General features: G+C 71.6%; 22 protein-coding genes. 3 read left to right on the plus strand and 19 right to left on the minus strand.

The features are described 5' to 3' along the window. Positions 1–88 precede the first annotated feature (88 nt). The 5 genes from OIC96_RS22575 to OIC96_RS22595 all read right to left on the minus strand — a co-directional run bounded on the left by OIC96_RS22575 (position 89) and on the right by OIC96_RS22595 (position 6,094). Positions 89–772, minus strand: a complete 684-nt coding sequence (locus OIC96_RS22575) for a response regulator transcription factor (RefSeq protein ID WP_330306090.1) — start codon at positions 770–772, stop codon at positions 89–91. Continuing rightward, on the minus strand, positions 769–2,115 hold the full coding sequence (locus OIC96_RS22580; RefSeq protein WP_330306089.1) for a sensor histidine kinase: 1,347 nt from the start codon (positions 2,113–2,115) through the stop codon (positions 769–771). The genes OIC96_RS22575 and OIC96_RS22580 overlap by 4 nt, the downstream gene beginning before the upstream one ends. A gap of 454 nt (positions 2,116–2,569) precedes the next feature. Continuing rightward, the gene (locus tag OIC96_RS22585; protein WP_330306088.1) at positions 2,570–3,250 is read right to left on the minus strand and encodes a response regulator transcription factor; all 681 of its coding nucleotides are present in this window, start codon (positions 3,248–3,250) and stop codon (positions 2,570–2,572) included. Then, positions 3,247–4,866: a sensor histidine kinase gene (locus OIC96_RS22590; RefSeq protein WP_330306087.1), complete on the minus strand. Its 1,620-nt coding sequence runs from the start codon at positions 4,864–4,866 to the stop codon at positions 3,247–3,249. The genes OIC96_RS22585 and OIC96_RS22590 overlap by 4 nt, the downstream gene beginning before the upstream one ends. A 10-nt stretch (positions 4,867–4,876) precedes the next feature. Continuing rightward, complete coding sequence (locus OIC96_RS22595) at positions 4,877–6,094, minus strand: acyltransferase family protein (protein WP_406501852.1); 1,218 nt, start codon at positions 6,092–6,094, stop codon at positions 4,877–4,879. 99 nt (positions 6,095–6,193) lie between these two features. On the opposite strand from OIC96_RS22595, the gene OIC96_RS49905 reads away from it, so the two are divergent. Then, positions 6,194–6,403 carry a pentapeptide repeat-containing protein gene (locus OIC96_RS49905; protein ID WP_406501851.1) on the plus strand — a complete coding sequence of 70 codons (210 nt, stop codon included), beginning with the start codon at positions 6,194–6,196 and terminating at the stop codon, positions 6,401–6,403. Here OIC96_RS49905 and OIC96_RS22600 read toward each other — a convergent pair. Together OIC96_RS22600 and OIC96_RS22605 are read right to left on the minus strand one after the other, a co-directional pair. Beyond that, complete coding sequence (locus tag OIC96_RS22600; protein ID WP_330306085.1) at positions 6,327–7,349, minus strand: alpha/beta hydrolase; 1,023 nt, start codon at positions 7,347–7,349, stop codon at positions 6,327–6,329. The two genes, OIC96_RS49905 and OIC96_RS22600, sit on opposite strands and share 77 nt — an antisense overlap. 212 nt (positions 7,350–7,561) lie before the next feature. Beyond that, the gene (locus tag OIC96_RS22605) at positions 7,562–8,503 is read right to left on the minus strand and encodes an alpha/beta hydrolase (protein WP_330306084.1); all 942 of its coding nucleotides are present in this window, start codon (positions 8,501–8,503) and stop codon (positions 7,562–7,564) included. A 251-nt stretch (positions 8,504–8,754) separates the two neighbouring features. Between OIC96_RS22605 and OIC96_RS22610 the strand changes: the two genes are divergently transcribed. Next, positions 8,755–9,360: a TetR/AcrR family transcriptional regulator gene (locus tag OIC96_RS22610; protein ID WP_330306083.1), complete on the plus strand. Its 606-nt coding sequence runs from the start codon at positions 8,755–8,757 to the stop codon at positions 9,358–9,360. Between the two features lie 171 nt (positions 9,361–9,531). On the opposite strand, the gene kynU is transcribed toward OIC96_RS22610, so the two are convergent. The 12 genes from kynU to OIC96_RS22670 form a co-directional block, all read right to left on the minus strand. Further along, positions 9,532–10,725, minus strand: coding sequence for a kynureninase (gene kynU, locus OIC96_RS22615; protein ID WP_406501850.1), 1,194 nt, complete (start codon positions 10,723–10,725; stop codon positions 9,532–9,534). 1 nt (position 10,726) lies between these two features. Next, on the minus strand, positions 10,727–11,605 hold the full coding sequence (locus OIC96_RS22620) for a tryptophan 2,3-dioxygenase family protein (RefSeq protein WP_330306082.1): 879 nt from the start codon (positions 11,603–11,605) through the stop codon (positions 10,727–10,729). Between the two features lie 157 nt (positions 11,606–11,762). Further along, positions 11,763–12,176, minus strand: coding sequence for a DUF3151 domain-containing protein (locus tag OIC96_RS22625; protein WP_330306081.1), 414 nt, complete (start codon positions 12,174–12,176; stop codon positions 11,763–11,765). A gap of 59 nt (positions 12,177–12,235) precedes the next feature. Further along, positions 12,236–13,756: an MFS transporter gene (locus OIC96_RS22630; protein ID WP_330306080.1), complete on the minus strand. Its 1,521-nt coding sequence runs from the start codon at positions 13,754–13,756 to the stop codon at positions 12,236–12,238. 85 nt (positions 13,757–13,841) lie between these two features. Continuing rightward, entirely contained in the window at positions 13,842–14,864 is a 1,023-nt protein-coding gene (gene fbaA / locus OIC96_RS22635; RefSeq protein WP_330306079.1) for a class II fructose-bisphosphate aldolase, read from the minus strand. Between the two features lie 216 nt (positions 14,865–15,080). Next, positions 15,081–15,629, minus strand: coding sequence for an orotate phosphoribosyltransferase (gene pyrE / locus OIC96_RS22640; protein ID WP_327430363.1), 549 nt, complete (start codon positions 15,627–15,629; stop codon positions 15,081–15,083). Positions 15,630–15,639: 10 nt separating this feature from the next. Beyond that, the gene (locus OIC96_RS22645; RefSeq protein WP_330306078.1) at positions 15,640–16,428 is read right to left on the minus strand and encodes an aldose epimerase family protein; all 789 of its coding nucleotides are present in this window, start codon (positions 16,426–16,428) and stop codon (positions 15,640–15,642) included. A gap of 254 nt (positions 16,429–16,682) precedes the next feature. Further along, a complete protein-coding gene (locus tag OIC96_RS22650; protein WP_330306077.1) occupies positions 16,683–17,522 on the minus strand; it encodes an SRPBCC domain-containing protein in 840 nt (279 codons plus the stop codon). 67 nt (positions 17,523–17,589) lie between these two features. Continuing rightward, positions 17,590–19,239, minus strand: a complete 1,650-nt coding sequence (locus tag OIC96_RS22655; RefSeq protein WP_330306076.1) for a polyamine aminopropyltransferase — start codon at positions 19,237–19,239, stop codon at positions 17,590–17,592. Positions 19,240–19,439: 200 nt separating this feature from the next. Beyond that, the gene (locus OIC96_RS22660; RefSeq protein WP_330306075.1) at positions 19,440–19,985 is read right to left on the minus strand and encodes a DUF2617 family protein; all 546 of its coding nucleotides are present in this window, start codon (positions 19,983–19,985) and stop codon (positions 19,440–19,442) included. Positions 19,986–20,367: 382 nt separating this feature from the next. Beyond that, positions 20,368–20,670 (minus strand): hypothetical protein, encoded by a 303-nt coding sequence (locus OIC96_RS22665; RefSeq protein ID WP_330306074.1) that lies wholly within the window; start codon positions 20,668–20,670, stop codon positions 20,368–20,370. Between the two features lie 273 nt (positions 20,671–20,943). Next, positions 20,944–21,462: a hypothetical protein gene (locus OIC96_RS22670; RefSeq protein ID WP_330306073.1), complete on the minus strand. Its 519-nt coding sequence runs from the start codon at positions 21,460–21,462 to the stop codon at positions 20,944–20,946. Positions 21,463–21,951: 489 nt separating this feature from the next. Here OIC96_RS22670 and OIC96_RS22675 point away from each other — a divergent pair, with 489 nt between their 5' ends. After that, complete coding sequence (locus OIC96_RS22675) at positions 21,952–23,163, plus strand: pyridoxal phosphate-dependent aminotransferase (RefSeq protein ID WP_330306072.1); 1,212 nt, start codon at positions 21,952–21,954, stop codon at positions 23,161–23,163. Positions 23,164–23,229: the final 66 nt, after the last annotated feature.

A 23,229-nucleotide genomic window follows, 5' to 3' on the forward strand; every position in this document is an offset into this window, starting at 1 on the left:
GACCAGGGGCGTCTCGACGAGGGGCTCGCCCCAGGCCTGTGGCAGGGACCCCCGTACCCTGCCGCCTGCCCCGCCCTCGCCCCGTTGCTCACCGCGGCGTGACCAACCGTGCCTCGTAGGCGAACACCGCCGCCTGGGTTCGGTCCCGCAGGCCCAGCTTCACCAGGATGCGGCTCACATGGGTCTTGATCGTGGACTCGGCGACGACGAGACGCCCCGCGATCTCCGCGTTCGACAGGCCCTGGGCGATGAGGACCAGCACCTCCGTCTCCCGCTCGGTCAGATCCCCGTACGCCCCGTGCGCCGTGGACGAGAGCCGGGGCGCGTCCGCGAGCTTGGAGAACTCGGTGATCAGCCGCTTGGTGACGGAGGGAGCGAGCAGCGCCTCCCCGGCTGCCACCACCCTCACCCCATCGGCGAGCTGCCGCGCCGAGGCATCCTTGAGCAGGAAACCGGAGGCTCCCGCGCGCAACGCCTGGTACACGTACTCGTCGAGGTCGAACGTGGTCAGCACCAGCACCTTCGCGGCACCGTCCGCGGCGACGATCTCCCGGGTCGCCTCGATCCCGTTCATCTCCGGCATCCGGATGTCCATCAGCACGACGTCCGGTGCGAGCTCACGGACCCGCTCGACCGCGTCCCGGCCGTTCACCGCCTCGCCGACCACCTCGATGTCCGGCATCGCGCCGAGCAGCACGGAGAAACCCTCGCGGACCATCACCTGGTCGTCGGCGATCAGTACGCGAATGGTGCCGCTGGTGCCGCCCGTCATCCGGACTCCTCCATCGCGGGCACCGGCAGGAACACCGTCACCTCATAGCCCCCGTCGTCCGCCTCGCCCGCCGTCATCTCGCCGTCCAGCATCGTGACCCGCTCGCGCATCCCGGTGATGCCGTGCCCCGCGCCGTGCGTGGACTTCGTCAGGCTCGTCGCCGGCGCGGGGCCGTTGACTATGCGCAGGCCGAGCCCGCCGAGGACGTAACCGATCTCCACACGGGCCGCCGCACCCGGCGCGTGCCGCAGCGTGTTGCTGAGCGCCTCCTGGACTATCCGGTACGCCGACAGCTCGACGCCCTGCGGCAGTTCGCGCACCGCGCCGGTCACCGCCTTCTCGACGGTCAGGCCCGCGTCCCGCACATTCGCGAGGAGCGCGTCGAGGTCGGCGAGGGTGGGCTGCGGGGCGTCCGGAGCCTCGTAGTCCTCGGCCCGGACTACACCGAGCACGCGGCGCAGCTCGGTCAGCGCCGCCACCGCGTTCTCCCGGATCGTGATGAAAGCCTGCTCCAGCTCCGGCGGCGGGTTCTCCACCCGGTAGGGGGCGGCCTCCGCCTGGATGGCGACCACCGACATGTGGTGGGCAACCACGTCGTGCAGCTCGCGGGCGATCGTCGTGCGCTCTTCGAGAAGCGTGCGCTTGGAGCGCTCCTGTGCCGTCTCCGACTGGTGGGCGGTGACCTCCTGCTCCGCCTCTCGGCGTATGTGCAGGACGGTGACGACGAGAAGCGCGAGGGCGGAGACGAACAGCAGCGGCACGGTGTTGCTGTCGTAGTACCCCGCGCCGAAGAAGGTCTCGGCGACCATCCCGTACACCGCGGTCAGTACCCACATCCATGCGGCGGTGCGTGGCCTCGTCCGCAGCGCCACGACCGTCAGCACCACCAGATGGGCGGCGAAGCTGCCGGGCTGCCACGGCCAGTCGCTCCAGCCGCTGCCGAGCACGGCGGCGACCGGTGTCGCCGCGAGCGAGAACCAGAAGGCACCGACCGGCCGGATCAGGGTGGCCAGGACCGGGAGCAGGGCGAGGAGTCCGGACACCAGCGTCCCGACACTGCCGGCGTCGCCGTCCACGGAGGCCACGGCCATCGCCATCAGTCCGGCCGCCGCCACCGTGGCGTGCGGGGTCCAGGCCGCGTACTCCCTTATTTTTTCGGGCAGGCGTCGGGTGAGCGGGCCGTCCAGCCGCATCCGCGGCAGCGGGCGGTAGGCGAAGGCGTTGTGGAACAGGTCCTGCCGCAGCCCGCGCAGGGCGTCCGCGGCCAGCCGGAACTCCGGGCTGCGTGGCTTGGCACCGCCGGGCGGTGTCATCTGCGTCTGGGTCTGGGTCGTCTCGGTCACGTTCAAAACGGTAGGCCGCCGCGGGGGTCACGGTCGTCACCTGCGAGGAGGGTCCTTGCGGATCCGTCTCAGGTACTACGGGTATGGCCGGGGTCCGTAGGGCGGTGGGTGGGTGGGTGTGTCGCCTGCCGCCGGTGGGTGGGGCGCGACGGTGCCGGTGGGTGGGGCGGGGCCGTGCCGGTGGGTGGGGCGGGGCCGTGCCGGTACGTCCAGCCCGTCGCCGGTGGGCATTACTGCCTGCTGCCACAGCATGAACTTGGCCATAACCACGTATGCGACGGGCTGGACGTACCGGCACGGCCCCTTCGGTGCGTCGCCGACCGCGGGTGCGTCGCCGTACCGGCTGGGGGTGGGTGGGGCCGTCCATCGCCGACTGCGGGCCGTACCGGCTGGGGGCTGGTGCGAGGCCACGTGGTCGGGGGCGTCGACGGCTCGGTGTGTGGTCGGGCGTGGGTCAGTAGCCCGATGGGCGGACCAGGCCCGACTCGTAGGCGAAGACCGCTGCCTGGGTGCGGTCGCGTAGGCCCAGTTTTACGAGGATGCGGCCTACGTGGGTCTTCACGGTCTGTTCGGCTACGACCAGGCGTTCGGCGATCTCCGCGTTCGACAGGCCCTGGGCGATGTGTGCGAGGACCTCCGTCTCGCGTTCGGTCAGTTCGCCCACGCGCTGCTTGAGGGGGGCACGGGGGGTGGCGTCGAGGCGGGAGAACTCTGCGATGAGGCGGCGGGTGATGCCGGGGGCGAGCAAGGCGTCGCCCGCCGCTACCACCCGTACCGCCTCGGCGAGCTGGTCGGCGGACGCGTCCTTGAGCAGGAAGCCGGAGGCGCCGGCGCGCAGGGCGTCGTACACGTACTCGTCGAGGTCGAAGGTGGTGAGGACCAGGACCTTGATGTGGGGGGTCTTCTCGGTGATGCGGCGGGTGGCCTCGATGCCGCCGAGCTCGGGCATGCGGATGTCCATCAGGACGACGTCCGGGGCGAGCTCGGCGACTTTGACGATCGCGTCCAGGCCGTCGACCGCCTGGCCGACCACCTCGATGTCGGGCTGGGTGTTGAGCAGCACGGTGAAGCCCTGGCGGACCATCTGCTGGTCGTCTGCGATCAGTACGCGGATGGTGCCGCTCGCGCTCGTCATGGGGTCTCTTCTCCTGGGAGGCCTGTGGAGTTGTCGTCGGTGGAGCCGGGGGGCGGCATGTCGTCCTCCGGGCCTTCGCCTGCGGGAGCCGCGCCGTTGCGGGGCAGGAAGGCCGCCACCGCGAAGCCGCCGCACGACGTCTCCGAGGTCACGAGGGTGCCACCGAGCATCGCGACGCGCTCCCGCATGCCGAGCAGACCGTGCCCGGCGCCCGGGGACGGCGGGGCGGGGCGCTCGGGTCTCGAGTTGACGACCCGGACCTGGAGGCCGCGCGGGAAGTGCCAGAGTTCGACGCGGACCGCGGAACCGGGCGCGTGCCGCAGGGCGTTGCTCAGCGCCTCCTGGATGATCCGGTACGCCGACAGCTCCACGCCGGGCGCGAGGGGGAGTTGGTCGCCGGTGATCTCCGTGGTCACGTCCAGCCCGGCGGCCCGGGTGTTCTCGACGAGGGCGTCGAGGCGGTCGAGCGTGGGCTGCGGGGCGTCCGGCGCGGCGCCCGTACCGGCACCGAGGCCGTACGGGTCCTCGGGGTTCTCCGAGCGCAGCACGCCGAGGACGCGGCGCAGTTCGGTCAGTGCCTCCAGCGCGTTCTGCCGGATGCCCTCCAGGTTCTCCTTCAGCTCCTCGGTGGGGTTCTCGACCAGATGCGGGGCGACCTGGGCCTGAATGGAGATCACCGACATGTGGTGGGCGACCACGTCGTGCAGTTCGCGGGCGATCCGGCTGCGCTCCTCCAGGAGGGTGCGGCGGGCGCGCTCCTCCTCGGTCAGCGAGGCCTGCTCTACGAGTTGGGTGCGGGCCTCGCGACGGCCTCGGAGGGCGGTGCCGAGGAGGACGACGGCGGCGAAGACGACGATCGCCATCAGCCCCGTCGAACGGTAGACCTGCCCGCCGACCAGCCCCTGCACGACGTACGTCGCCAGGGCGGTCAGGGACAGCGCGCCGACGGCCACGCGCGCGGGTACCCGCAGGGCGAGGAGGAAGAGCACGAAGGCCTGCGCGGTGATCGCGGGCGAACTCCACGGCCAGTCCGGGCCCGGCGGCAGGAAGTCGACCGGCATGTGCCCCCGGGCGGCCGAGGCGGCCAGCACCGTGGCTCCCAGCGACAGCCACCAGGCAGGCACGGGCCGCCACAGGGCGAGGGCGATCGCCGCTCCCTGCGCGAGCCCGGTCGACGTGCCCATCGCGAAGCCCAGTCGATAGCTGCTGTTCAGTGTGTCCACGCCGGCGAGCGCCACCCCGAGGGCGATCCAGCACACCACGACGTGCGGCAGCCAGCGCAGCCACCGCGGCCGGGACAGCGGCGGCAACGGTGCGGCCGACGACGACCCGAGGTCGGTCAGGACCGAGCCGACGAGAGCTCTGACGCCCCGTGCGCGGGCGGCGGGACGAGTGTGGGGCGCCGCGGCATTGTCGGAGGCTTCCTGCGGGTTGGGCTTGCGCGCGGCTTTCCGAGCTTTCCGAAGGCTGGACTCGCCCGTGCCGTCCTGCCGTTGGGGACGGCGCGTCGCGTCCCTCGGGCTGAGCCCGGCGTCGTGGGACACCGGAGGCCCGGGGGGCGGCATGCGAGGCATGGAGGGCTCGCTGTCCGGGTCCCGGTGCTCCTCGCTGATCACGTGGCCAACCCTAGGCACGAGGGCTCGCCTTCGCTCCCGCCCTGCCGGGGCGGCGGTGGACGCGGACGACTCGCGACGGGCGGCCGGCGCGGCGGCGCGGCCCCTGTTCGTAGGTGCGAAAGGCGGACCAGCAGACGGCGAGGGCGAGGACGAAGACCGGCAGCCAGGCGAGCCGGGCGGCCACCCAGCCCAGTCCGTCCGGGGTGGTGTGCAGGCCGGGGAGACGGCCCGCGAGGAGGCCCAGGGCGGTGACCGCCATCATGGACGTCTGGTGCCACAGGAATATCGTCATCGCGGAGAGATTGGCGAAGGCGATCCCCGCCCAGGCCGCGGGGCGCCGCATCACCCGGCGCAGCGGCTCGCGCAGCAGCAGGGCGAGGCCGCACTGGGCCAGACCGAAGGTGACCGCGGCCAGCGTCGGCGGGTCCAGGTTGGAGACCGCGGCGCCCGGGACGCCGACCATCGACGCCGGGTAGCCGGCCCACGCCACCAGCGCCGCCGTCACGGCCGCACCGCCGGTGAACAGCACCCAGCCCGCGCGCCGCCGGTCCAGCTCACCGCGTGTCCAGGCCGCGCCGAGGGTGTACGGCACCAGCCAGCCCGCCGCGACGTTCACCCAGCCGAGCCAGGCAGGGCCGCCGAGGCCGAAGCGAATGAGGTCCACGTGGAGAACGACGGCCAGCGGCCACAGCGGGTTGATCCGCGTCACCAGGGGCGTCGCCGCGGTCAGTCCGGCGAAGACCAGGAGGAACCAGAGCGGGGACAGGGCGAGCTTCACCAGCGTGTGGACGGTCGCGAAGTCCGCGCCCGACGCGAGCAGACAGGCCGTGGCCGCCGTCCAGAGGGTCAGCACCGCCGCCACCGGCCTGAAGAGACGGCCCAGTCGGGCACGCAGCCACTGCCCGTACGTCGTGCCGCGCGCCCGCGCCGACGCATAACTCTTCGTCGCCACATGGCCGCCCACCAGGAAGAACACGGCGAGCGTCTGGAAGACCCAGGAGATCGGGGCCAGCCAGGGCATGTGCTGCAAGGGGCTCCCCGTGCGCAGCGCGCCGCCGTCCGCGACCAGGGCCGTCACCAGCCAGTGGCCGAGGACGACACCGAGGATCGCGAGGGCCCGCAGGGCGTCGACGGCACGGTCCCGCTCCACGGGGGTCGCCTTGTCGATGCGGTGTGCGGCGGTACGTATGGCGTTCAGCGCGGGGCGGGGTCGGGGCACGCGGCCCACGGCCGGGGGTGACCCCTGCGGGGCGTCGGCGCGCGCCGGAGCGTTCTTCCGAAGACGCGGACTGACTTCAGGCGGGCTCACTTCACGCGAACTCACTTCATGCGGACTCGATTCACGCGGACTCGATTCACGTGGACTCACTTCACGCGAACTCGATTCAGGCGGACTCACTTCACGCGGGCTCATTTCACGCAGGCGCATTTCGCGCCGCCGCGTTCCACGCAGGCTCATTTCACGCACGGGTCACCTCCGAGGTGTCGCCGAGGACGATGCGGGCGAGGTTGTCCAGGGACACCGAGCCCGGTGTGAAGTAGTCGCTGTGGCCGCCGTCGCCCGCCGCGAAGACGTGGGCGCCGAAGGCCGGGGACACCGGGTCGGTGCCGAAGCCGACGGTCGTGCCGAAGAGGTCGGTGCTCGTGTGCGGAACGTGCGCGACCCAGTCGTCGGCGCCTCGGGCCGCCCAGACGCGGGCGGACGTGTGCAACGCCGCCGCGGAGTCCGCGCCGGTGCCCGGACTGCCGACGAGGGCGATGTCCGCCACGTCCACACCCTGGGCCGCGCGGCCGCAGACCACCGAGCCGTACGAGTGGCACAGCAGGGATATCCGCGCCGACTGGCCGACGACGCTGCGCAGTTCGCGTATGAACCCCTTCAGGCGCGGGGCCGCGTCTTCCGCCCGGCCCGTCGTCAGGACCGTGGGACTCACCGTGCCCGGCGTCTCGTAGCCGAGCCAGGCGACGACGGCCGTGTGCGGGCCGAGGCGGTCGTGCAGGGCGAGGGCGCCGGCGCGGAAGCGGCCGTACGTCTCCAGGGTGGTGTCGGAACCGGGGACCAGGACGGCCACATGGTCGGCGTGGGCGAGGTCGCCGAAGACCTCGACGGCCTGGCCGGCGCCCCGGCCGTCGAAGGAGAGGAAGTGGCGGGAGGGGTCGGCCATGGCGCGGTCAGCGGCGGCGCGGGTGCGGTCGCCGTGGTCCGCGGCCATGTGGGCCGCCTCCGCGGCGTTGGCACGGTTGGCCGCATACGCCGTGTCCAGCGTCGATGCCGTCACCGGCGCGAGGACCGCGGGTGCCGGGGCGGGTATCCGAGGCCGGGCGGCGGCGGACACGGGGACGACCACTGCGCCCATGACCAGCGCGGCGAGCAGAGTACGACGCACCCGCCGGACGACTCGGCCCGCTCCTCGGCCGGTCCCTCGCCCCGCAGCCTCCTCAGCCCCCGCAGCCCGGGCAGCCCCCAGCCCCTCCTGGCCCATGGTGTCCTTCCCTTCCAGTCCGCCCGCTCATCGGGCGTCGCTGGAAGGGAAGTTACGGACCGTGACGTGTCGTCGGCGTCCCGCTGGGGTGCTCACCTGAGAGGTAGCTCTCAGGTACTACGGGTATGACGGGGAACACTCAGGGGAACAGCCAACTCCCCTTCGTACCAAGCAACTTGGGTGATTCCTCACCAAGCAACTCGGGTGATTCCTCACCAAGCAAGCTGGGCGATCTCCTCGGCCACCACCGCGCACGCGTCCGCCGCCGGGTCGATCAGGGGGAAGTGGCCGACGTCCTCCAGGAGGGTCAGGCCGACCACTTCTCCCGCCTTGGCGGCCGCGTCGGCGTACGACTCGGCGACGGCCTGCGGGACGACGATGTCGGTGCGGCCCTGGACGAGAGTGGTGGCGATCCCGGTGGGGAGGAGGAGCGCCGGGTCGGCGTACGGCAGGCGCTCCGCGAACTCACCTTCCCCGCCCAGGAGTTGGCGGGCGGCTCCGCCGCAGACGTCGAGCTTCTCCGCGACCTGGAAGTCCGCGATCGGGGCGAGGGCGACGACGCCGCGCAGGGGGGCGGGCCGGTCGGTGCGCCAGGGAGCGTCGGCGGGCAGGAGGTGACGCGCGGCGGCCCACAGGGCCAGCTGACCGCCCGCCGAGTGGCCCGTGACGACCATGCGCCGGGCATCGGCCTGCGGCAGCAGCTCGCGCACGAGGGCGGGCAGCGCGTCGAACGCGGCCGCGATGTCGTCGAAGGTGTCCGGCCAGCGACCCGCGACCGGACCACCGGCGCCCCGCACCGGACCCGGCCCGCCCTGCGCGGGGATCGGGCCGCTCTCCGGCTTGGCGGCGGGGCCACCCCGCCGATACTCGACGTTCGCCACGGCAAAACCACGGCGGGCCAGGAAGTCCGCGAACGGGGTGATGTGGCGACGGTCGTACGGGGCGCGCCAGGCACCGCCGTGCAGGACGACCACGAGAGGGGCGAGGACCGCGGGGTCCGGCTCGCGCGGGACGTAGAAGTCGATCACCTGGTCGGGGTCGTCGCCGTACGCGGCGGTGATGTCGGGGTCCACGGGCGGGTGCGAGAAGGCCGACGCCTCTTCCGCGGCGTCGCGCTCCGCTGCGGTCCCGTCGGCTGCGGCGTCGTCCTGCATGCTCCAACCTCTCAGCGGTGAAACGGATTTGGCGGACCAGGAGAGAATTCGGCCGTTGGCCGGGACGGTATCAGGCCCGTGACGTGCGTCTACACCGGGATATCACGCTCGGTGAGGGTTAAACGGTCCTGCTGTTTCGTTACGCTGGCGGGTAGCGTCCACAGTGGTGGGCCTGCCCGCGGTCCCACCCGTAATGCGTCCGCGGTCCTGCCCGTGGTGCGTCCGCGTTCACGTCCCTCAAGGAGGTCGCCATGTCCGCCGAGCCCGGCACCGTACGTCCCGGAGGGCGTACCGCGCGTGTCCGTGCGGCCGTGTTGCGGGCCGCCGGGGATGTGCTCGCCGAGCAGGGGTTCGCGCATCTCGATCTGGCCGATGTCGCCCGGCGGGCCGAGGTGGGGAAGACGACCGTGTACCGGCGGTGGGGGTCGGTGACGGGGCTGGTCGCCGATCTGCTCGGCGACATGGCCGAGCAGTCCGTTCCCCGTACGGAGACGGGGAGTGTGCTCGGTGATCTGCGGGCCAATGCCGCGCTGGTGCGGCGGACGTTGGCCGATCCTCGGCAAGGGGCGTTGTTCCGGGCGGTCATTGCTGCGGCGGCGTGTGACTCTCGTACGGCGGAGGCGTTGCGGCGGTTCTACGACGTGCGTGTCGCTGAGTGGGCGCCGTGTGTGGAACAAGGGGTTGTGCGGGGGGAGTTGCCGGTGGGGACCGATCCCGGGCTGGTCGTGCGGGCGGTGTCGGCGCCGCTCTATTACGCGTTGCTCACCACGGGGGTGGTTCCGGATGCCGCCGCGGCCGATCGTGCGGCCGAGGCGGCGGTTGCCGCGGCCGTGGCCGGGGTGTACGTCGTCGGGTGACCCGGCCAGGAGATTTTCGCCCCCGCCGCCCCTACCCGTCCCATCCTTCTGGGGCTCCGCCCCAGACCCCGTGGCCGGTTCTTTGGCTGCGGGTGGGTGGGGGCTGGTCCACAAGATTGCGCAGTTCCCCGCGCCCCTGAAGGGCCCCGACCCACCCGCCGATCCCGGCGCCTACCCCAGCGTCTCCCCCAACACCCTCGCCGCCCGCTCCACGTCCCCGAACCCCACGTACAGCGGCGTGAAGCCGAAGCGCAGGACGTCCGGGTGGCGGAAGTCGCCGACCACGCCGCGTTCGATGAGGCGCTTCATCACGTCGCCCGCGTCCGGGCAGCGCAGCGCTACCTGGCTGCCCCGTTCCGCGTGGGCGGACGGAGTGATCGACTCCACCCTGCCCCCGGTGACGTACGCCGCGACGCACTCCAGGAAGAAGTCCGTCAGGGCGAGGGACTTGGCGCGGACGGCGTCGATCGAGACGTCCTCCCACACCTCCAGCGCCGCTTCGAGGGCCAGCATCGAGAGGATGTCCGGCGTGCCGACCCGACCCCGCAGCGCGCCCGGCGCGGGAGCGTACGACGGGCTCATGCCGAAGGGGTCGGCGTGGGAGTTCCAGCCGGGGAGGGGGGAGTCGAAGCGGTTTTGGAGGTCGCCGCGGACGTACAGGTACGCCGGTGAACCCGGGCCGCCGTTCAGGTACTTGTACGTGCAGCCGACCGCCAGGTCGACCCCGTGCTCGTCCAGACCGACCGGCAGGGCGCCCGCGCTGTGGCACAGGTCCCAGACCGCGAGCGCGCCCGCGTCATGGATCGCGGACGTCAGCGACGGAAGGTCGTGCAGCCGGCCCGTGCGGTAGTCGACGTGGTTCAGCAGGACCGCCGCCGTACGGGGTCCCACCGTACCCGGCACCTCCGCCGGCTCCAGCGGACGCAGCTCGCAGCCCGTCAGGCGCGCCGCCGACGCCGCGATGTACCCGTCTGTCGGGAATGTCGTCGCGTCGACGAGGATCTCGTTCCGGCCGTCCCCGGCCAGGCGTACGGCTCCCACAAGTGCCTTGAAAACGTTCACACTTGTCGAGTCGCCGACCACGATCCGGCCGGGCGCGGCCCCGACCAGCGGAGCGATCCGGTCGCCGATCCGCTCCGGCGCCGTCCACCACCCGCTCTCCTCCCAGGAGCGGATACGGAGCTCACCCCACTGCCGGCGCACCACGTCGTCGACCCGCCCGGGCACCGCCACCGGCAGCGCGCCCAGCGAGTTCCCGTCCAGGTACACGACCTCGTCCAGCACGAACTGCTCGCGCAGCTTGGCGAGTTCGTCGGCCGCGTCGAGCTCGGCGGCCCTCTCCCGCAGCTCAGGCACGTCAGGCATGTCAGACATGGGACCTCGCCGTCCACAGCTCCGGGAACACGTTCTTCTGCGCCCGCTTCTCCAGCCAGGCCACCCCGGCGGAGCCGCCCGTGCCGGTCTTCGCGCCCATCGCGCGGCGCGTGGCGACGAGATGGTCGTTGCGCCATCGCCACACCAGCTCGGCGACATCGCTCAACGCCTCGCCGAGACGGGCGAGTTCAGCGCTCTCGTCACCCGCGTACAGGGACGTCCACGCGGCCTCGACCTCGGGAGAGGACTCGTACCTCGCGGACACGTCCCGCGACAGCACGGCGTCCGGGATCGCGTGCCCGTTCCGCGCCAGCAGCCGCAGCACCTCGTCGTACAGGCTCGGTTCGTGCAGCGCCTTCTCCAGCTCGGCGTGCACGCGCGGCGCGCCCCGGTGCGGGACCAGCATGGACGCGGACTTCTCGCCGAGCAGGAACTCCATCCGGCGGTACATCGCGGACTGGAAGCCGGAGCCCTCGCCGAGGGCGGAGCGGTACGAGTTGAACTGGCCGGGGGTGAGCTGGCCGAGCGGCCGCCAGGAGGCGTTCAGCGCCTCCAGTTCCCGTACGGACCGCTTCAGCGCGGCCACGGCCGTCGGGACGTCGTCCGAGCGGAGGGCCTTCGCCGCCGTCTCCCACTCGTGGACGATGACCGTGAACCACAGCTCCATGACCTGGGTGGTGACCAGGAAGACCATCTCTCCGGGGTCGTCGGAGCGGGTGTGCTGGAGGTGGGTGAGGACGTCCGCCTGGACGTAGTCCTCGTACGGGGTGGTTCCCTGGAAGTCGAGATGCGGGGTCTCGGGCTCCTGAGCCTCTGCGAGCTGAGCCTCTGCGGGCTGAACCTCGACGGGCTGGGCCGGATGGGACGACATCGCTGTCTCCTGATGCGTACTCCGGGTAGCGGTCCGCCCCTGCCGTTATCGACACGGGGGCCCCGGTCCCCACCGGGCATCCTCCACAATCGTCCCCCGAAACCGCAAGGTCCGCCTGGTCACATCGACCAGGCGGACCCGCGTGACCTGCGTGGACTCAGCCCAGCGTCTGCGCCGCCGTCGGCGAGGAGTCCTTCAGGAACTGGCTGCAGCGCTCGTACTCCGCCTGCTCGCCGATCGCCTGCGCGGCGCGGGCGAGGCCGTGCAGGGCGCGCAGGAAGCCGCGGTTCGGCTCGTGCTCCCAGGGCACCGGGCCGTGGCCCTTCCAGCCGCCGCGGCGCAGGGCGTCCAGGCCGCGGTGGTAGCCGGTACGGGCGTAGGCGTACGACTCGACGACGCTGCCCCGCTCGAACGCGTCGTCGGCCAGCTGGGCCCAGGCGAGCGAGGAGGTCGGGTACTTGGCGGCGACATCGGCGGGCGCCGTGCCGTTCGCGAGGAGCTCGCGCGGCTCCGGGTCGTCGGGCAGGTGGGTCGGGGCCGGCCCCCCGAGGAGGTTCTCGTGAATCGTCATAGGTTCCAGTCTGCTGCATCGCGAGGGAGCGGCCGCATGGTGACGGCGCGACGACGCCATCAAGCAGCTGGACCAGCGCTGGAAGCCGTAGCCGCCGGAGGAGCCGGAGCGGCGCGCTGCGGCTCCAGCGGCGGCGCCGTCACGCACCCGTGCGTACGGCACTCGGGGCGCCGGCAGTCGGGCGCCAGGCGGCGTACGGACGTGAAGGCCAGCGCCGCACCCACCACCAGGATGCCCGCGCACAGCGGCATCGCCCGGCGGAAGGCGGCGTTGAAGGCGTCCGCCGAGCGGTACGCCTCCGGGCCCATCCCGGTCAGCAGCGGCAGCGCGGCCACGGCGATGAGACCGGCCGCGCGGGCCGCCGCGTTGTTGATCCCGCTGGCCAGCCCCGCCCGCGCGGTGTCCACGGAGGCGAGGACGGTGGCGGTCAGCGGCGCGACCAGCGTCACCATGCCCGCCCCCATCACCAGCAGCGCGGGCAGGACATCGACGACGTACGAGGCGTCCGGGCCCACCCGCAGCATCAGCAGCATCCCCGCCGCGCACAGCAGCGGGCCCACCGTGAGCGGGATGCGCGGGCCGATGCGCTGGGCGAGCTCGCCGGAGCGGGCGGAGAACAGCAGCATCAGGGCGGTCGTCGGCAGCAGCGCCGTACCGGCCTGGAGGGCCGAGTAACCCGCGACGACCTGGAGCTGGAGCGCGGTCAGGAAGAAGAACCCGGCGAAGGCCGCGTACACGCACAGGGTGACGAGATTGACGGCCTTGAACTGGCGCGAGGCGAAGATGTCGAGCGGCATCATCGGATCGGGCCGCCGCTTCTCGACGTACACGAAGGCGACCCCCGCGGCGACGCCCGCGACCGCCGTCACCACGACGAGCACGGAGCCGCTGCGGGCCTCGATCAGCGCGTACGTCACCAGGGCGAGCGACAGTGCGCCGAGGGCGGCGCCGAGCACGTCGAAGCCCTTGTGCGTCTGGCCGTCGGCCGACTCGGGGACGTGCCGGAGCGCGATCGGGGCGCACACCAGCGCCACCGGGATGTTCAGCAGGAAGACCCAGCGCCAGCCGGGGCCGTCCACCAGCCAGCCGCCCAGGAACGGGCCGATCGCCGCGCCGACGCCCCCGAAGCCGGACCACAGGCCGACGGCCCGGGCCCGGTCGTCCGGATGGAAGGACGCCTGGATGAGCGCGAGCGAACCGGGGGTGAGCAGCGCCCCGCCGACCCCCTGCAACGCCCGGGCGGCGATCAGCACCCCACTGCTCGGCGCGAGCCCGCACAGCAGCGAGGCCGCGGCGAACCACACCACACCGATGACGAACACCTTCCGGCGTCCGAAGCGGTCCCCGAGCGAGCCGCCCAGCAGGATCAGCCCCGCCAGGGTGAGCATGTACGCGTTCACGGTCCACTGGAGGTCCGCGAGGCTCGTGTCCAGGTCACGGCCGATGCGGGGCAGCGCGACATTGACGACCGTGGAGTCCAGCATGGCCATGCTGGAACCAAGGACAGTGGTCAGCAGGATCCACTTCCCCGTGGGGGTGGAAATCCGTACGGCCGGTCTCTCCTGCGCCGTGGCAGCCATACCTCGGAGCATACGGAAGGGCCCGGCACCGTGGGGTGCCGAGCCCGAACCGATGGGGAGTACTCGTGGGAGTACCGGAGGGGTGCTACTTGAGCTTGGTGCCCGTGGAACGCAGCGCCGCGCAGGCCTCGGTCACCCGCACCGCCATGCCCGCCTCGGCGAGCTTGCCCCAGGTGCGCGGGTCGTAGGTGGACTTCTTGCCGACCTCGCCGTCGACCTTCAGGACGCCGTCGTAGTTGCGGAACATGTGGTCCGCGACGGGACGCGTGAAGGCGTACTGGGTGTCGGTGTCGAGGTTCATCTTCACGACGCCGTTCTCCAGCGCGGTGGCGATCTCCTCGGCGGTCGAGCCGGAGCCGCCGTGGAAGACGAAGTCGAACGGGTTCGCCTTGCCGTACTTGGCGGCGACGCCCGCCTGGAGGTCCTTGAGGAGCTCGGGGCGCAGCACGACGTTGCCCGGCTTGTAGACGCCGTGCACGTTGCCGAAGGACGCGGCGAGCAGGTAGCGGCCCTTGTCGCCCAGGCCGAGGGCCTCGGCGGTACGCAGCGCGTCGTCGACGGTGGTGTACAGCTCGTCGTTGATCTCGTGCGAGACGCCGTCTTCCTCACCGCCGGTGGGGGTGATCTCGACCTCAAGGATGATCTTCGCGGCGGCGGCCTTGGCGAGCAGCTCCTGGCCGATGGCCAGGTTGTCGGCGAGGGTCTCGGCGGAGCCGTCCCACATGTGCGACTGGAACAGCGGGTTCTCACCCTTGGCGACGCGCTCGGCGGAGATGTCGAGCAGCGGACGTACGTAGCCGTCCAGCTTGTCCTTGGGGCAGTGGTCCGTGTGCAGGGCGACCGTGATGTCGTACTTCGCGGCGACGATGTGCGCGAACTCGGCGAGCGCGACGGCGCCGGTCACCATGTCCTTGTTGTACTGGCCGCCCAGGAACTCCGCACCACCGGTGGAGATCTGGATGATGCCGTCGCTCTCGGCCTCCGCGAAGCCGCGCAGCGCAGCGTGCAGGGTCTGGGTCGAGGTCACGTTGATGGCCGGGTAGGCGAACTTGCCTGCCTTCGCCCGGTCGAGCATCTCGTTGTAGACCTCGGGGGTTGCGATGGGCATCTGTCCGCTCCTTGTATGTGCGGGTCTGCGTACTGCTGCTGCGGTACGACGGGACTGGTGCTTTCGGCCCTGACCTAGGGGGGCGACGTCATCGTCGTCCCCATCTTTCCAGACTTGGCCGGATGCTCCAGACACCGCGTCCGGGATACGGGACGCGGGATACGAGACACGGGACCCCGAACGCGGCGGGGTCCCGTGCCGGGGCCTGGCAAGTGCCTAGTCCAGGCCGAGATCCGTCTTCGAGTACGCGAAGAGGTACGGCACGCCGGCCTGCTCGGCGACCGCCTCGGCGGCACCGGTGTCCCGGTCCACGATCGTGGCCACGGCGACGACCTCGGCACCGGCCTCGCGCAGCGCCTCGACCGCGGTCAGCACCGAGCCGCCGGTGGTGGAGGTGTCCTCGACCGCCAGGACACGGCGACCCTTGACCTCGGCACCCTCGATGCGGCGCTGGAGGCCGTGGGCCTTGCCGGCCTTGCGCACGACGAAGGCGTCCAGCGTCTTCCCGCGCGCGGCGGAGGCGTGCAGCATCGAGGTCGCGACCGGGTCCGCGCCCAGGGTCAGACCGCCGACGGCGTCGAAGTCGATCTCGGCCGTCAGGTCGAGCATGACCTGACCGACCAGCGGAGCGGCCACACCGTCGAGCGTGATCCGGCGAAGGTCGATGTAGTAGTCGGCTTCCTTGCCCGACGAAAGGGTCACCTTGCCGTGCACCACGGCCTTGTCCTTGATCTCCTGCAGCAGCGCGCCGCGTACGTCACTCATGTCCGCCAGCTTAGAGGCGCCGCCAGCTCCAGGTCGTGGTGGCTTCGAGGGGCTCGATGGGAGTGACCAGGCGAGGGAGGGTGTTCAGCCCGTTGGGCGGCCCGGTCTGCGGCTCCACACACACGGCGGCCTCCTGCTCGTCGTAGACGACCACCCACTGCTCCCGGCTGGCGACCTTCAGCTCGATCTGCCCCGGCCAGGTGAGCGTCACGTCGACCCCGTCCGGCATGCCGAAGCAGTCGTCCCAGGGGCTGGGCTTCGGCTCGATCCGGCGACCGGTGGGCAGGTGGTCGTCACCGCGCTCCTCCTGCCAGGCGGGGGTGAAGCCGACCTGTGCGTCCCGCTGGCCGAGGTTCCTGTTGAACCACGGGTGCCAGCCGATCTGGGCGGGGAAGGAATCGCCGTACGTCTCCACGGACATGGTGAGCGTGAAGGCGTCCTCGGTCAGGGTGAAGGCCTGGGTGACGCGGCCGGGGTGGGGCCAGGGGGCGACGAGGTCGTGCGTGATGACGGCCTCGTTCCTGGCGGTGCGGGCGGTTTTCCAGGCGCCGTCTCGTGCCGTGCCGTGGATGGCGTGCGGTGGGGAGTTGAGCGGCATCTGCTGGACGGTCGCCCCGTCCAGGAACCGTCCGTCGCGGATCCTTCCGCACCACGGAACCATCGGGAAACACCCGAACTTCTCGCCCTGCCGCAGCAGTTCGACGCCGCCGACCCGCAGACTTCCGACCCGTCCGCCGTTACCCGGCGCCACGGTCACCTCCGCGTCGCCCGCGGTCAGCGTGATGTCTTCGTTACTCACGAAGTTGACCCTACTGGGACGACCCGGCCCCCGGGGATTTCGCCCCCGCCGCCCCTACCCGTCCCATCCTCCAGGGGCTCCGCCCCTTCGACCCCGGGGGCTGTGTGTCGGGTGCGGGCGGGTGGGGGCTGGGCTAAAAGATTGCGCAGTTCCCCGCGCCCCTTTTAGGGGCGCGGGGAACTGCGCGATCTTTTGGGGGTCTGGGGCGCAGCCCCCAGGGATGGGACGGGTAGGGGCGGCGGGGGCGAGGAAACTCAGCGCCGTTTCCGCAGGGCTCGCGTCAGCGCGATCGCCGAGGCCAGCGCCAGCGCCGCCGCAGGGGCCGCCCACCGCAGAGTGGCACGGGCGGCGGTGGCCTCAGGCGCCGGAACGGGGGCATAGCGGCCACGCGGAGGCGCATGGTCCACCTCCTCCGCACTACGGCCGATCATCGTCCGCCGCGCATGCGCCGCCTCGGCCATGGCGTCCTCCGGTCCCGGCTCCCCGGCCCCCACCACGAACTCCTCCCCCGCCAGCTCGTCATCCACCAGCGGATCGAGCGCGGGAGGCGGAACCTCGGTATCGAAGACAGAGGAGGACTCAGCCTCAGGCTCAGGCTCGGACTCGGACTCAGTCACCGCATCCCGCTCAGCAGGCTCCCCCTCGCCCGAAGAGCCGTCCGAAGAGTCACCCGAAGAACCCGCCCCCAAGTTCTCCGCGAACCGCCCCAGCAGCCGCACCCCCGCCGAGAGCACAGCATCCGGCGCCAGTTCCGCCACCCGCCCGTCCCCGGAGGCCATCCCGCTGAAGGCAAGCGTCGTGCCGCCGTCCGCCGGGACAAGACGCACGGCGAGCGCCAGTTTCACCGAGCCGGCGCCGCGGGCCTCGGTCGCGTCGCCCTCGACGGCGTAGGTGCCGTCGTCCTGGGCGGTGACCCGGAGCGCACCGCGGTAGGTGATCGTGTGGCCGCTGACGCGGACCTTCAGGCGTCCGGAGACGGGTGGCGTCCCCGCGTCCTGCTGGAGGCCGGGTACCGCGCGGGCCACCCGTACGGGATCGGCCAGCGCCTCCCTCAGCCGCTCGGCCGGAACCGGAACGAACACCTCATGCTCCATGTCAGCCGAGCCTACCCAGCACGGCCCGGACCGCACCCGTGTATCACCGGATTCGCCCGGCTCCACCTCAGTCGGCGTACCGCGGATGCACCAGCGTGGAGGGCGGGAGCGAACCCGTGACGCGGGTGCGGGAGGCCACGCGCGCGTCCGCCGCCAGGCCCGCTGGGGTCAGCGTGCGCAGGCGTGGGCCGTCCGGCGCGAGGCTCAGGGGTACGCCCGTGCGGGAGGCCAGGATGAAGCCCCAGTCGCCCGGGGCCTTCGACGCACCGCCCGCCGTGCGGTCGGGGCCCGCCGCGAAGCCGGACTCCCGGCCGCCCACACGGTAGGGTGTGGTGCGGAGCCCGGCCGCTCGCATCGTCGTGTCGACCGTCCAGAAGACCCGGGGGCGGCAGGTCACCGGGCCCGCGTGCACGGCCAGCCGGCCGTCGGGGGCCAGGACGCGGTACGCGAGCCCGTAGAACTCCTGCGAGTACAGCTTCGTACTGGCCGTGATGGCCGGGTCGGGGAGGTCCGAGATCACCACGTCGTACGTCGACGGGGCGCCGCGCAGCCAGCGGAAGGCGTCCGCGTTCATGACGTGCACACGTGCGTCGTCGTACGCATGGCCGTTCAGGGCGGACAGTGCCCGGTCGTGGCGCGCCAACCGCACCACCCCCGCGTCGAGTTCCACCACGTCCACGCTGCGCACGCCGGGGTAGCGCAGCACCTCGCGCGCGGCGAGCCCGTCACCGCCGCCGAGGATGAGCACGCGCGCGTGCGGGCCGTTCATCGCGGGGTGCACGAGCGCCTCGTGGTAGCGGTCCTCGTCGCGGCCGCTGACCCGCAGCCGGCCGTCGAGGAAGAGGTCGAGCGGCCGGCCGTGCGTGCCGCCGGTGAGGACGATCTCCTGTTCCCCGGTCCGGAGTGCGACCCGTACGTCCGCCCCGTACACCGCGTGCCGCGCGGCCCGTTCGAAGTCGTCGACCAGCACCGCGGCCGCGCCGAGCAGTCCGAGGACGACGAGATTGGCGACCAGCAGCAGCCAGCGTGCCCGGCGGGTCAAGTCCCGGCGGAACAAGCCCAGTACGAGGGCTCCGCCGGCCACCGCGTTCACCGTGCCGGTGAGCAGCGCGCCCGTCAGCTGGCCGAGCATCGGGAGCAGGAGGAAGGGAAAGGCCAGGCCACCGACCAGCGCGCCCACGTAGTCCGCCGCGAACAGGTCCGCCACCGCGCCGCCCGGGTCCTGGCGGCGGATGCGCTGTATCAGCTCCATCAGGAGGGGGACTTCGGCGCCGATCAGCAGGCCGATGGTGAGGGAGAAGGCCACCAGCAGATACCGGGATCCGTTCGCCCAGACGCCACCCCAGTCACCCGTCCACGCGAACACCGCGTAGAGCGCCATCGCGCTGCATCCGCCGACCAGCGCGAGCGCCGCCTCGACCGCGCCGAAACCGGCCGCGGCGCGGGGGCGCAGCCGCTTCGCGGCGAGGGAGCCGATGCCCATGGCGAAGACCATGACGGAGAGCACGACGGACGCCTGGGTGACCGAATCGCCGATCAAGTACGAGGCGAGGGCGACGAGTTCGAGTTCGTACACGAGTCCACACGCCGCGCAGACGAATACTCCGGCGAGGACGAGGAACCGGCCGAAGCCCGGTCGTACGGGCAGCCGCGCCTGACCCTGGACGGCCCAGGGCGGCGGTACGCCGGGGGGAGCGGGCGCGTGCGGTTCGATCACGCAGCGAACGCTACGTCACACTGGCGCTACGCCTCGTCACCCACACGTGTGGAACCGTTGCGCTTTGGGATAACCGGGGTTGAAGTGGGTGTCACCGGGGGCCGCCGCCCCCAGAGCGCCCCAGAGCGCCCCCCAGAGCCCCCAGACCCCGCTTCGGCCTGAACGGCCTCGTCCTCACACGCCGGACGGGCTGAATATGCTCAGCTCTCGCCCACCAGCAGAGGCAGGTCTCGCCCCGTCGCCATCCGGACCCCCACCCTCGTCCGCGTCGCCACCAACTGCCCGTCCTGCGGGTACGCGTGCCACGTGCGCCAGTGGACCTGGCCCTCGTGGCGCTGGGCCAGCAGCGCGGTGAAGGCGTGCGGGCTGCCCGGGAAGACGCCGGCGAGGCCGTTGGGGTGGTCGGAGACCAGGGCCAGCAACTCCTGGGCGCGGCCCGCGAAGGAGCCGGGTGACAGGACTTCGACGCGGGCCGCGAACTCGTACTCCCAGTCGCCGACCCGCTTCGCCACGCCGAGCGGGAGGGGGGTGCTGGAACCCGGGATGCACGCGACCGTCTCCGAGCAACTGCCCTTCTCCTCCTCCAGAAGTACCTGGTGGGAGGCGCCGAGGAGTCTCAACTGGAGCTTTGCCCCGGCGAGTTCGAGGTCGAGGGTGGCGAGGGCCGGCAGCGGTTCCCGGCCCAGGGTCCAGGCGAGATCGGCCGCGCGCGTGTCGGTGTACGAGGTTTTCAGGGTCGTGAGCATGGGTCGGCTCCGCTAGCACGCAAAGGGAGGTGGGGGGTCCGCCGCACCCGGTCGGCACCGGGGGAACGGCCCGGTCAGCCCGGTCGGAAGGACACCAGAAGGACAGCCGAAGGACGCACCCGATGAACGCGTCCGACGGGCATCCGAGGCCTGTCGGCTCGGGGCTGCTTCGGTGTTTTAGAGGGAATCATGAACTGTGGCGCCGCCACAGCCTTTTTACCCAACTTCGTAGGGTTTCCATCCCCCCGAGGGCTCCACAGCTCAACTGTTCAACTACGGCGTACGCCCGGCGCGCGGAAGTGCCCGCCGGCAGCGGTTGCCCGACGGACACTTCCCAGTACTCCGGATGCGCTTCCCCCACAGGGAGCTCAGCTGCCCCGTGTCAGCTGCCTCCGCCGCATCCGCCCCCGCCGCCACAGGACGACCCGCCTCCGCAGGACGAGCCCCCGCCGCAGGACGAGGAACCGCCGCACGACGAGTGGTGCCCTCCCGAGCCGCCGCCGCAGGACGAGGCGTCGCCCGCCCCGCCGGCCCACCAGCTGCTGCTGCTTCCGCTGTCCGAGGAGGAGCCGCGGTGGGACCTGCGGCCACTCTTCGACAGGCTGACCTTCTGGCTGCGGTCCGTGGCCACAAGGCCCACGACGACCAGGATGCAGATGCCCGCCAGGATGAGACCGATGATCATGGCGTCACCCTCCTTTCGTTCCCCCGAAAGCGGCCCCCCGTGGGCCGTGCCGTGGAAATGCCCCCGCGTCTCACTGCGCAAAGCAGAGTTGAGGAACTTCTGAGGGTCCCAGCATGGAAATGGCCCCCGACCTGCGCACATACGCAGTTCAGGGGCCGACCGGATGTCGCTGGGCCGTCTGCGGGCCGTGTTCATCCTGCACGACGTGCTCAGTGGACTACCGCCAGTTGGCATGCAGAGACGAACCGGCAGCATACGAGGACTGGCTGCCCGTCAGGTCACGCCGTTGTAGCAAATCACCTCGGCGGTGAGTGTCTGAGGCCCACTACCGGTGTTTTTGGCGAACACCGACCAGCCACTCGGGTTCGGGACGATACCCGGCTGAAATACAGACGCCGTTACCTGCCAGGAGTCACCCGACGCCACACGAAAACCGCCACCTGTCGGCGTCTTCCCATTCGGGCAGATCGCACTCGCAATAGCTACCTCGCCAGGCTGCGCGGTAGCGGACCCGAATTCATGGTCAAACCCCGTCAAACCGCTGTCACTCGGGGGCGGCGTTGTTCCCGTTGCAGAAGCCGACTGGCTGCAGCTGATGTTTTGGTTGCCGGTGCTGGAATTGCCTTGGCCCACCTGCCCCGCCGGGAAACAGGCGAGGGTGATGGAGGGCGTATTGAGGAGACCGAGGCCGAGCAGCCCCCCGTCACTGTCCGCGTGGGCGGCAGTGCCGCCGAGGAGCATGGTCGCTGCGGCGGCAGCGCAAATGGTGCTGATTCTCTTGGCTGGGTTCACTCGGTTGTCCTTGTCGGGTGGGTGACGTACGCCGTGGCAGCTACTCGCTTGGCGATTGGGTCACCAGAAAGGATGTCGAGCGGGCTGATCGCTCTCACGTTTGCCACACACGATCCGCGGAGGCTTCGCCCGTTCAGCGTTGGCGGTGAAGCCGGACGGCCGAGGCCAGGCTCAAGGGGCGCCTAAATCGAAGTGCTGCGGGTCTCTCAGGAAAACGGCCCTTGACCTGTACCAGAAGGCAGCTCAGAGGCCGTCCGTGCCTCACTCTGTTGGCTGCGGACCCTGGTCCTTCCCGGAACTGCGCTGGAACACCCTGTCGATGGCCCGACGGGCACGCTCGCGACTGTCGGGCCGTCCGAAGGTGGCCCACGACGACAGACCATGACAGTTGTCGACGGCTCCGCCCCTGCTCAGAGATGGCGCGTTGGGCACCGCCGCAGGTGCTCATCCGTGAACGCAGGTTGAGGAACTCCAGAGCTTGGGCGCAGGATGACCGGCATGACCTCCAGCGCACGCCCCTTCCTCAACCGCCGGCTCGCCGAGTTCGGGACGACGATCTTCGCCGAGATGTCCGCCCTCGCGATGAGCACCGGTTCGATCAACCTCGGCCAGGGTTTCCCCGACACCGACGGCCCCGAGGAGATCCGGGAAGCGGCCGTGCGGGCGCTGCGCGACGGGCGCGGCAACCAGTACCCGCCGGGCCCGGGCGTCCCCGAGCTGCGCACCGCGATCGCCGCGCACCAGGAGCGCCGGTACGGCCTGTCGTACGACCCCGACACCGAGGTCCTGGTCACGGCGGGCGCCACGGAGGCCATCGCCGCCACCCTGCTCGCTCTGCTGGAACCCGGCGACGAGGTGGTCGCCTTCGAGCCGTACTACGACTCGTACGCGGCCTGCATCGCGATGGCGGGCGGCACGCGGGTTCCGGTCACCCTGCGCCCGGACGAGAGCACCGACGGGGAGGGCTCCCCCCGACGCTTCCGCCTCGACCTCGACGAGCTGCGCGACGCGGTCACCGACAACACCCGGCTGCTGCTGATCAACACGCCGCACAACCCCACCGGCACCGTGCTCACCCGCGAGGAGCTCACCGAGATCGCGAAGCTCGCCGTCGAGCGGGATCTGCTCGTGGTGACGGACGAGGTGTACGAGCACCTCGTCTTCGACGACGCCGAGCATCTGCCGCTGGCCTCGTTCCCGGGGATGCGCGGGCGGACGGTCACCATCGGCAGCGCGGGCAAGACGTTCTCCTTCACCGGCTGGAAGGTGGGCTGGGTGACCGCGCCGCCGGCCCTGATCAGCGCCGTACGGTCGGCGAAGCAGTTCCTGACGTATGTGTCGTCGGGCCCGTTCCAGTACGCCGTGGCGGAGGCGCTCGCGCTGCCGGACACGTACTTCGAGGCGTTCCGCGCGGACATGCTGGCCAAGCGGGACGTGCTGGCGGCGGGGCTCACGGAGGCCGGGTTCGAGGTGTTCCGGCCGCAGGGCACGTACTTCATCACCACCGACATCCGGCCGCTCGGCGAGTCCGACGGCTTCGCCTTCTGCCGGGCCCTGCCGGAGCGCGCCGGGGTCGTCGCCATCCCGAACGCCGTCTTCTACGACCACCGGGAGGCGGGCGCGCCCTTCGTGCGGTTCGCGTTCTGCAAGCAGACGGAGGTGCTGGAGGAGGCGGCGAAGCGACTCAAGGCGGCCTGGTAGCCGGGCTCGGCCCGGGGTCTTCCACCCACACCGGCCCGGGCTCTCTAACACCGGTGGCGCCGTCCG

Source organism: Streptomyces sp. NBC_00775 (genome assembly GCF_036347135.1).
GTDB lineage: Bacteria > Actinomycetota > Actinomycetes > Streptomycetales > Streptomycetaceae > Streptomyces > Streptomyces lutosisoli.

Bases quoted from the DNA above. Each gene is read 5' to 3' on its own strand.
- OIC96_RS22575 (WP_330306090.1), bottom strand. From the start codon at position 772: ATGACGGGCGGCACCAGCGGCACCATTCGCGTACTGATCGCCGACGAC.
- OIC96_RS22585 (WP_330306088.1), bottom strand. From the start codon at position 3,250: ATGACGAGCGCGAGCGGCACCATCCGCGTACTGATCGCAGACGACCAG.
- OIC96_RS49905 (WP_406501851.1), top strand. From the start codon at position 6,194: ATGCGGACTCGATTCACGCGGACTCGATTCACGTGGACTCACTTCACG.
- OIC96_RS22600 (WP_330306085.1), bottom strand. From the start codon at position 7,349: ATGGGCCAGGAGGGGCTGGGGGCTGCCCGGGCTGCGGGGGCTGAGGAG.
- OIC96_RS22605 (WP_330306084.1), bottom strand. From the start codon at position 8,503: ATGCAGGACGACGCCGCAGCCGACGGGACCGCAGCGGAGCGCGACGCC.
- OIC96_RS22610 (WP_330306083.1), top strand. From the start codon at position 8,755: ATGTCCGCCGAGCCCGGCACCGTACGTCCCGGAGGGCGTACCGCGCGT.
- kynU (WP_406501850.1), bottom strand. From the start codon at position 10,725: ATGCCTGACGTGCCTGAGCTGCGGGAGAGGGCCGCCGAGCTCGACGCG.
- OIC96_RS22620 (WP_330306082.1), bottom strand. From the start codon at position 11,605: ATGTCGTCCCATCCGGCCCAGCCCGTCGAGGTTCAGCCCGCAGAGGCT.
- OIC96_RS22625 (WP_330306081.1), bottom strand. From the start codon at position 12,176: ATGACGATTCACGAGAACCTCCTCGGGGGGCCGGCCCCGACCCACCTG.
- OIC96_RS22630 (WP_330306080.1), bottom strand. From the start codon at position 13,756: ATGGCTGCCACGGCGCAGGAGAGACCGGCCGTACGGATTTCCACCCCC.
- fbaA (WP_330306079.1), bottom strand. From the start codon at position 14,864: ATGCCCATCGCAACCCCCGAGGTCTACAACGAGATGCTCGACCGGGCG.
- pyrE (WP_327430363.1), bottom strand. From the start codon at position 15,629: ATGAGTGACGTACGCGGCGCGCTGCTGCAGGAGATCAAGGACAAGGCC.
- OIC96_RS22650 (WP_330306077.1), bottom strand. From the start codon at position 17,522: ATGGAGCATGAGGTGTTCGTTCCGGTTCCGGCCGAGCGGCTGAGGGAG.
- OIC96_RS22660 (WP_330306075.1), bottom strand. From the start codon at position 19,985: ATGCTCACGACCCTGAAAACCTCGTACACCGACACGCGCGCGGCCGAT.
- OIC96_RS22665 (WP_330306074.1), bottom strand. From the start codon at position 20,670: ATGATCATCGGTCTCATCCTGGCGGGCATCTGCATCCTGGTCGTCGTG.
- OIC96_RS22675 (WP_330306072.1), top strand. From the start codon at position 21,952: ATGACCGGCATGACCTCCAGCGCACGCCCCTTCCTCAACCGCCGGCTC.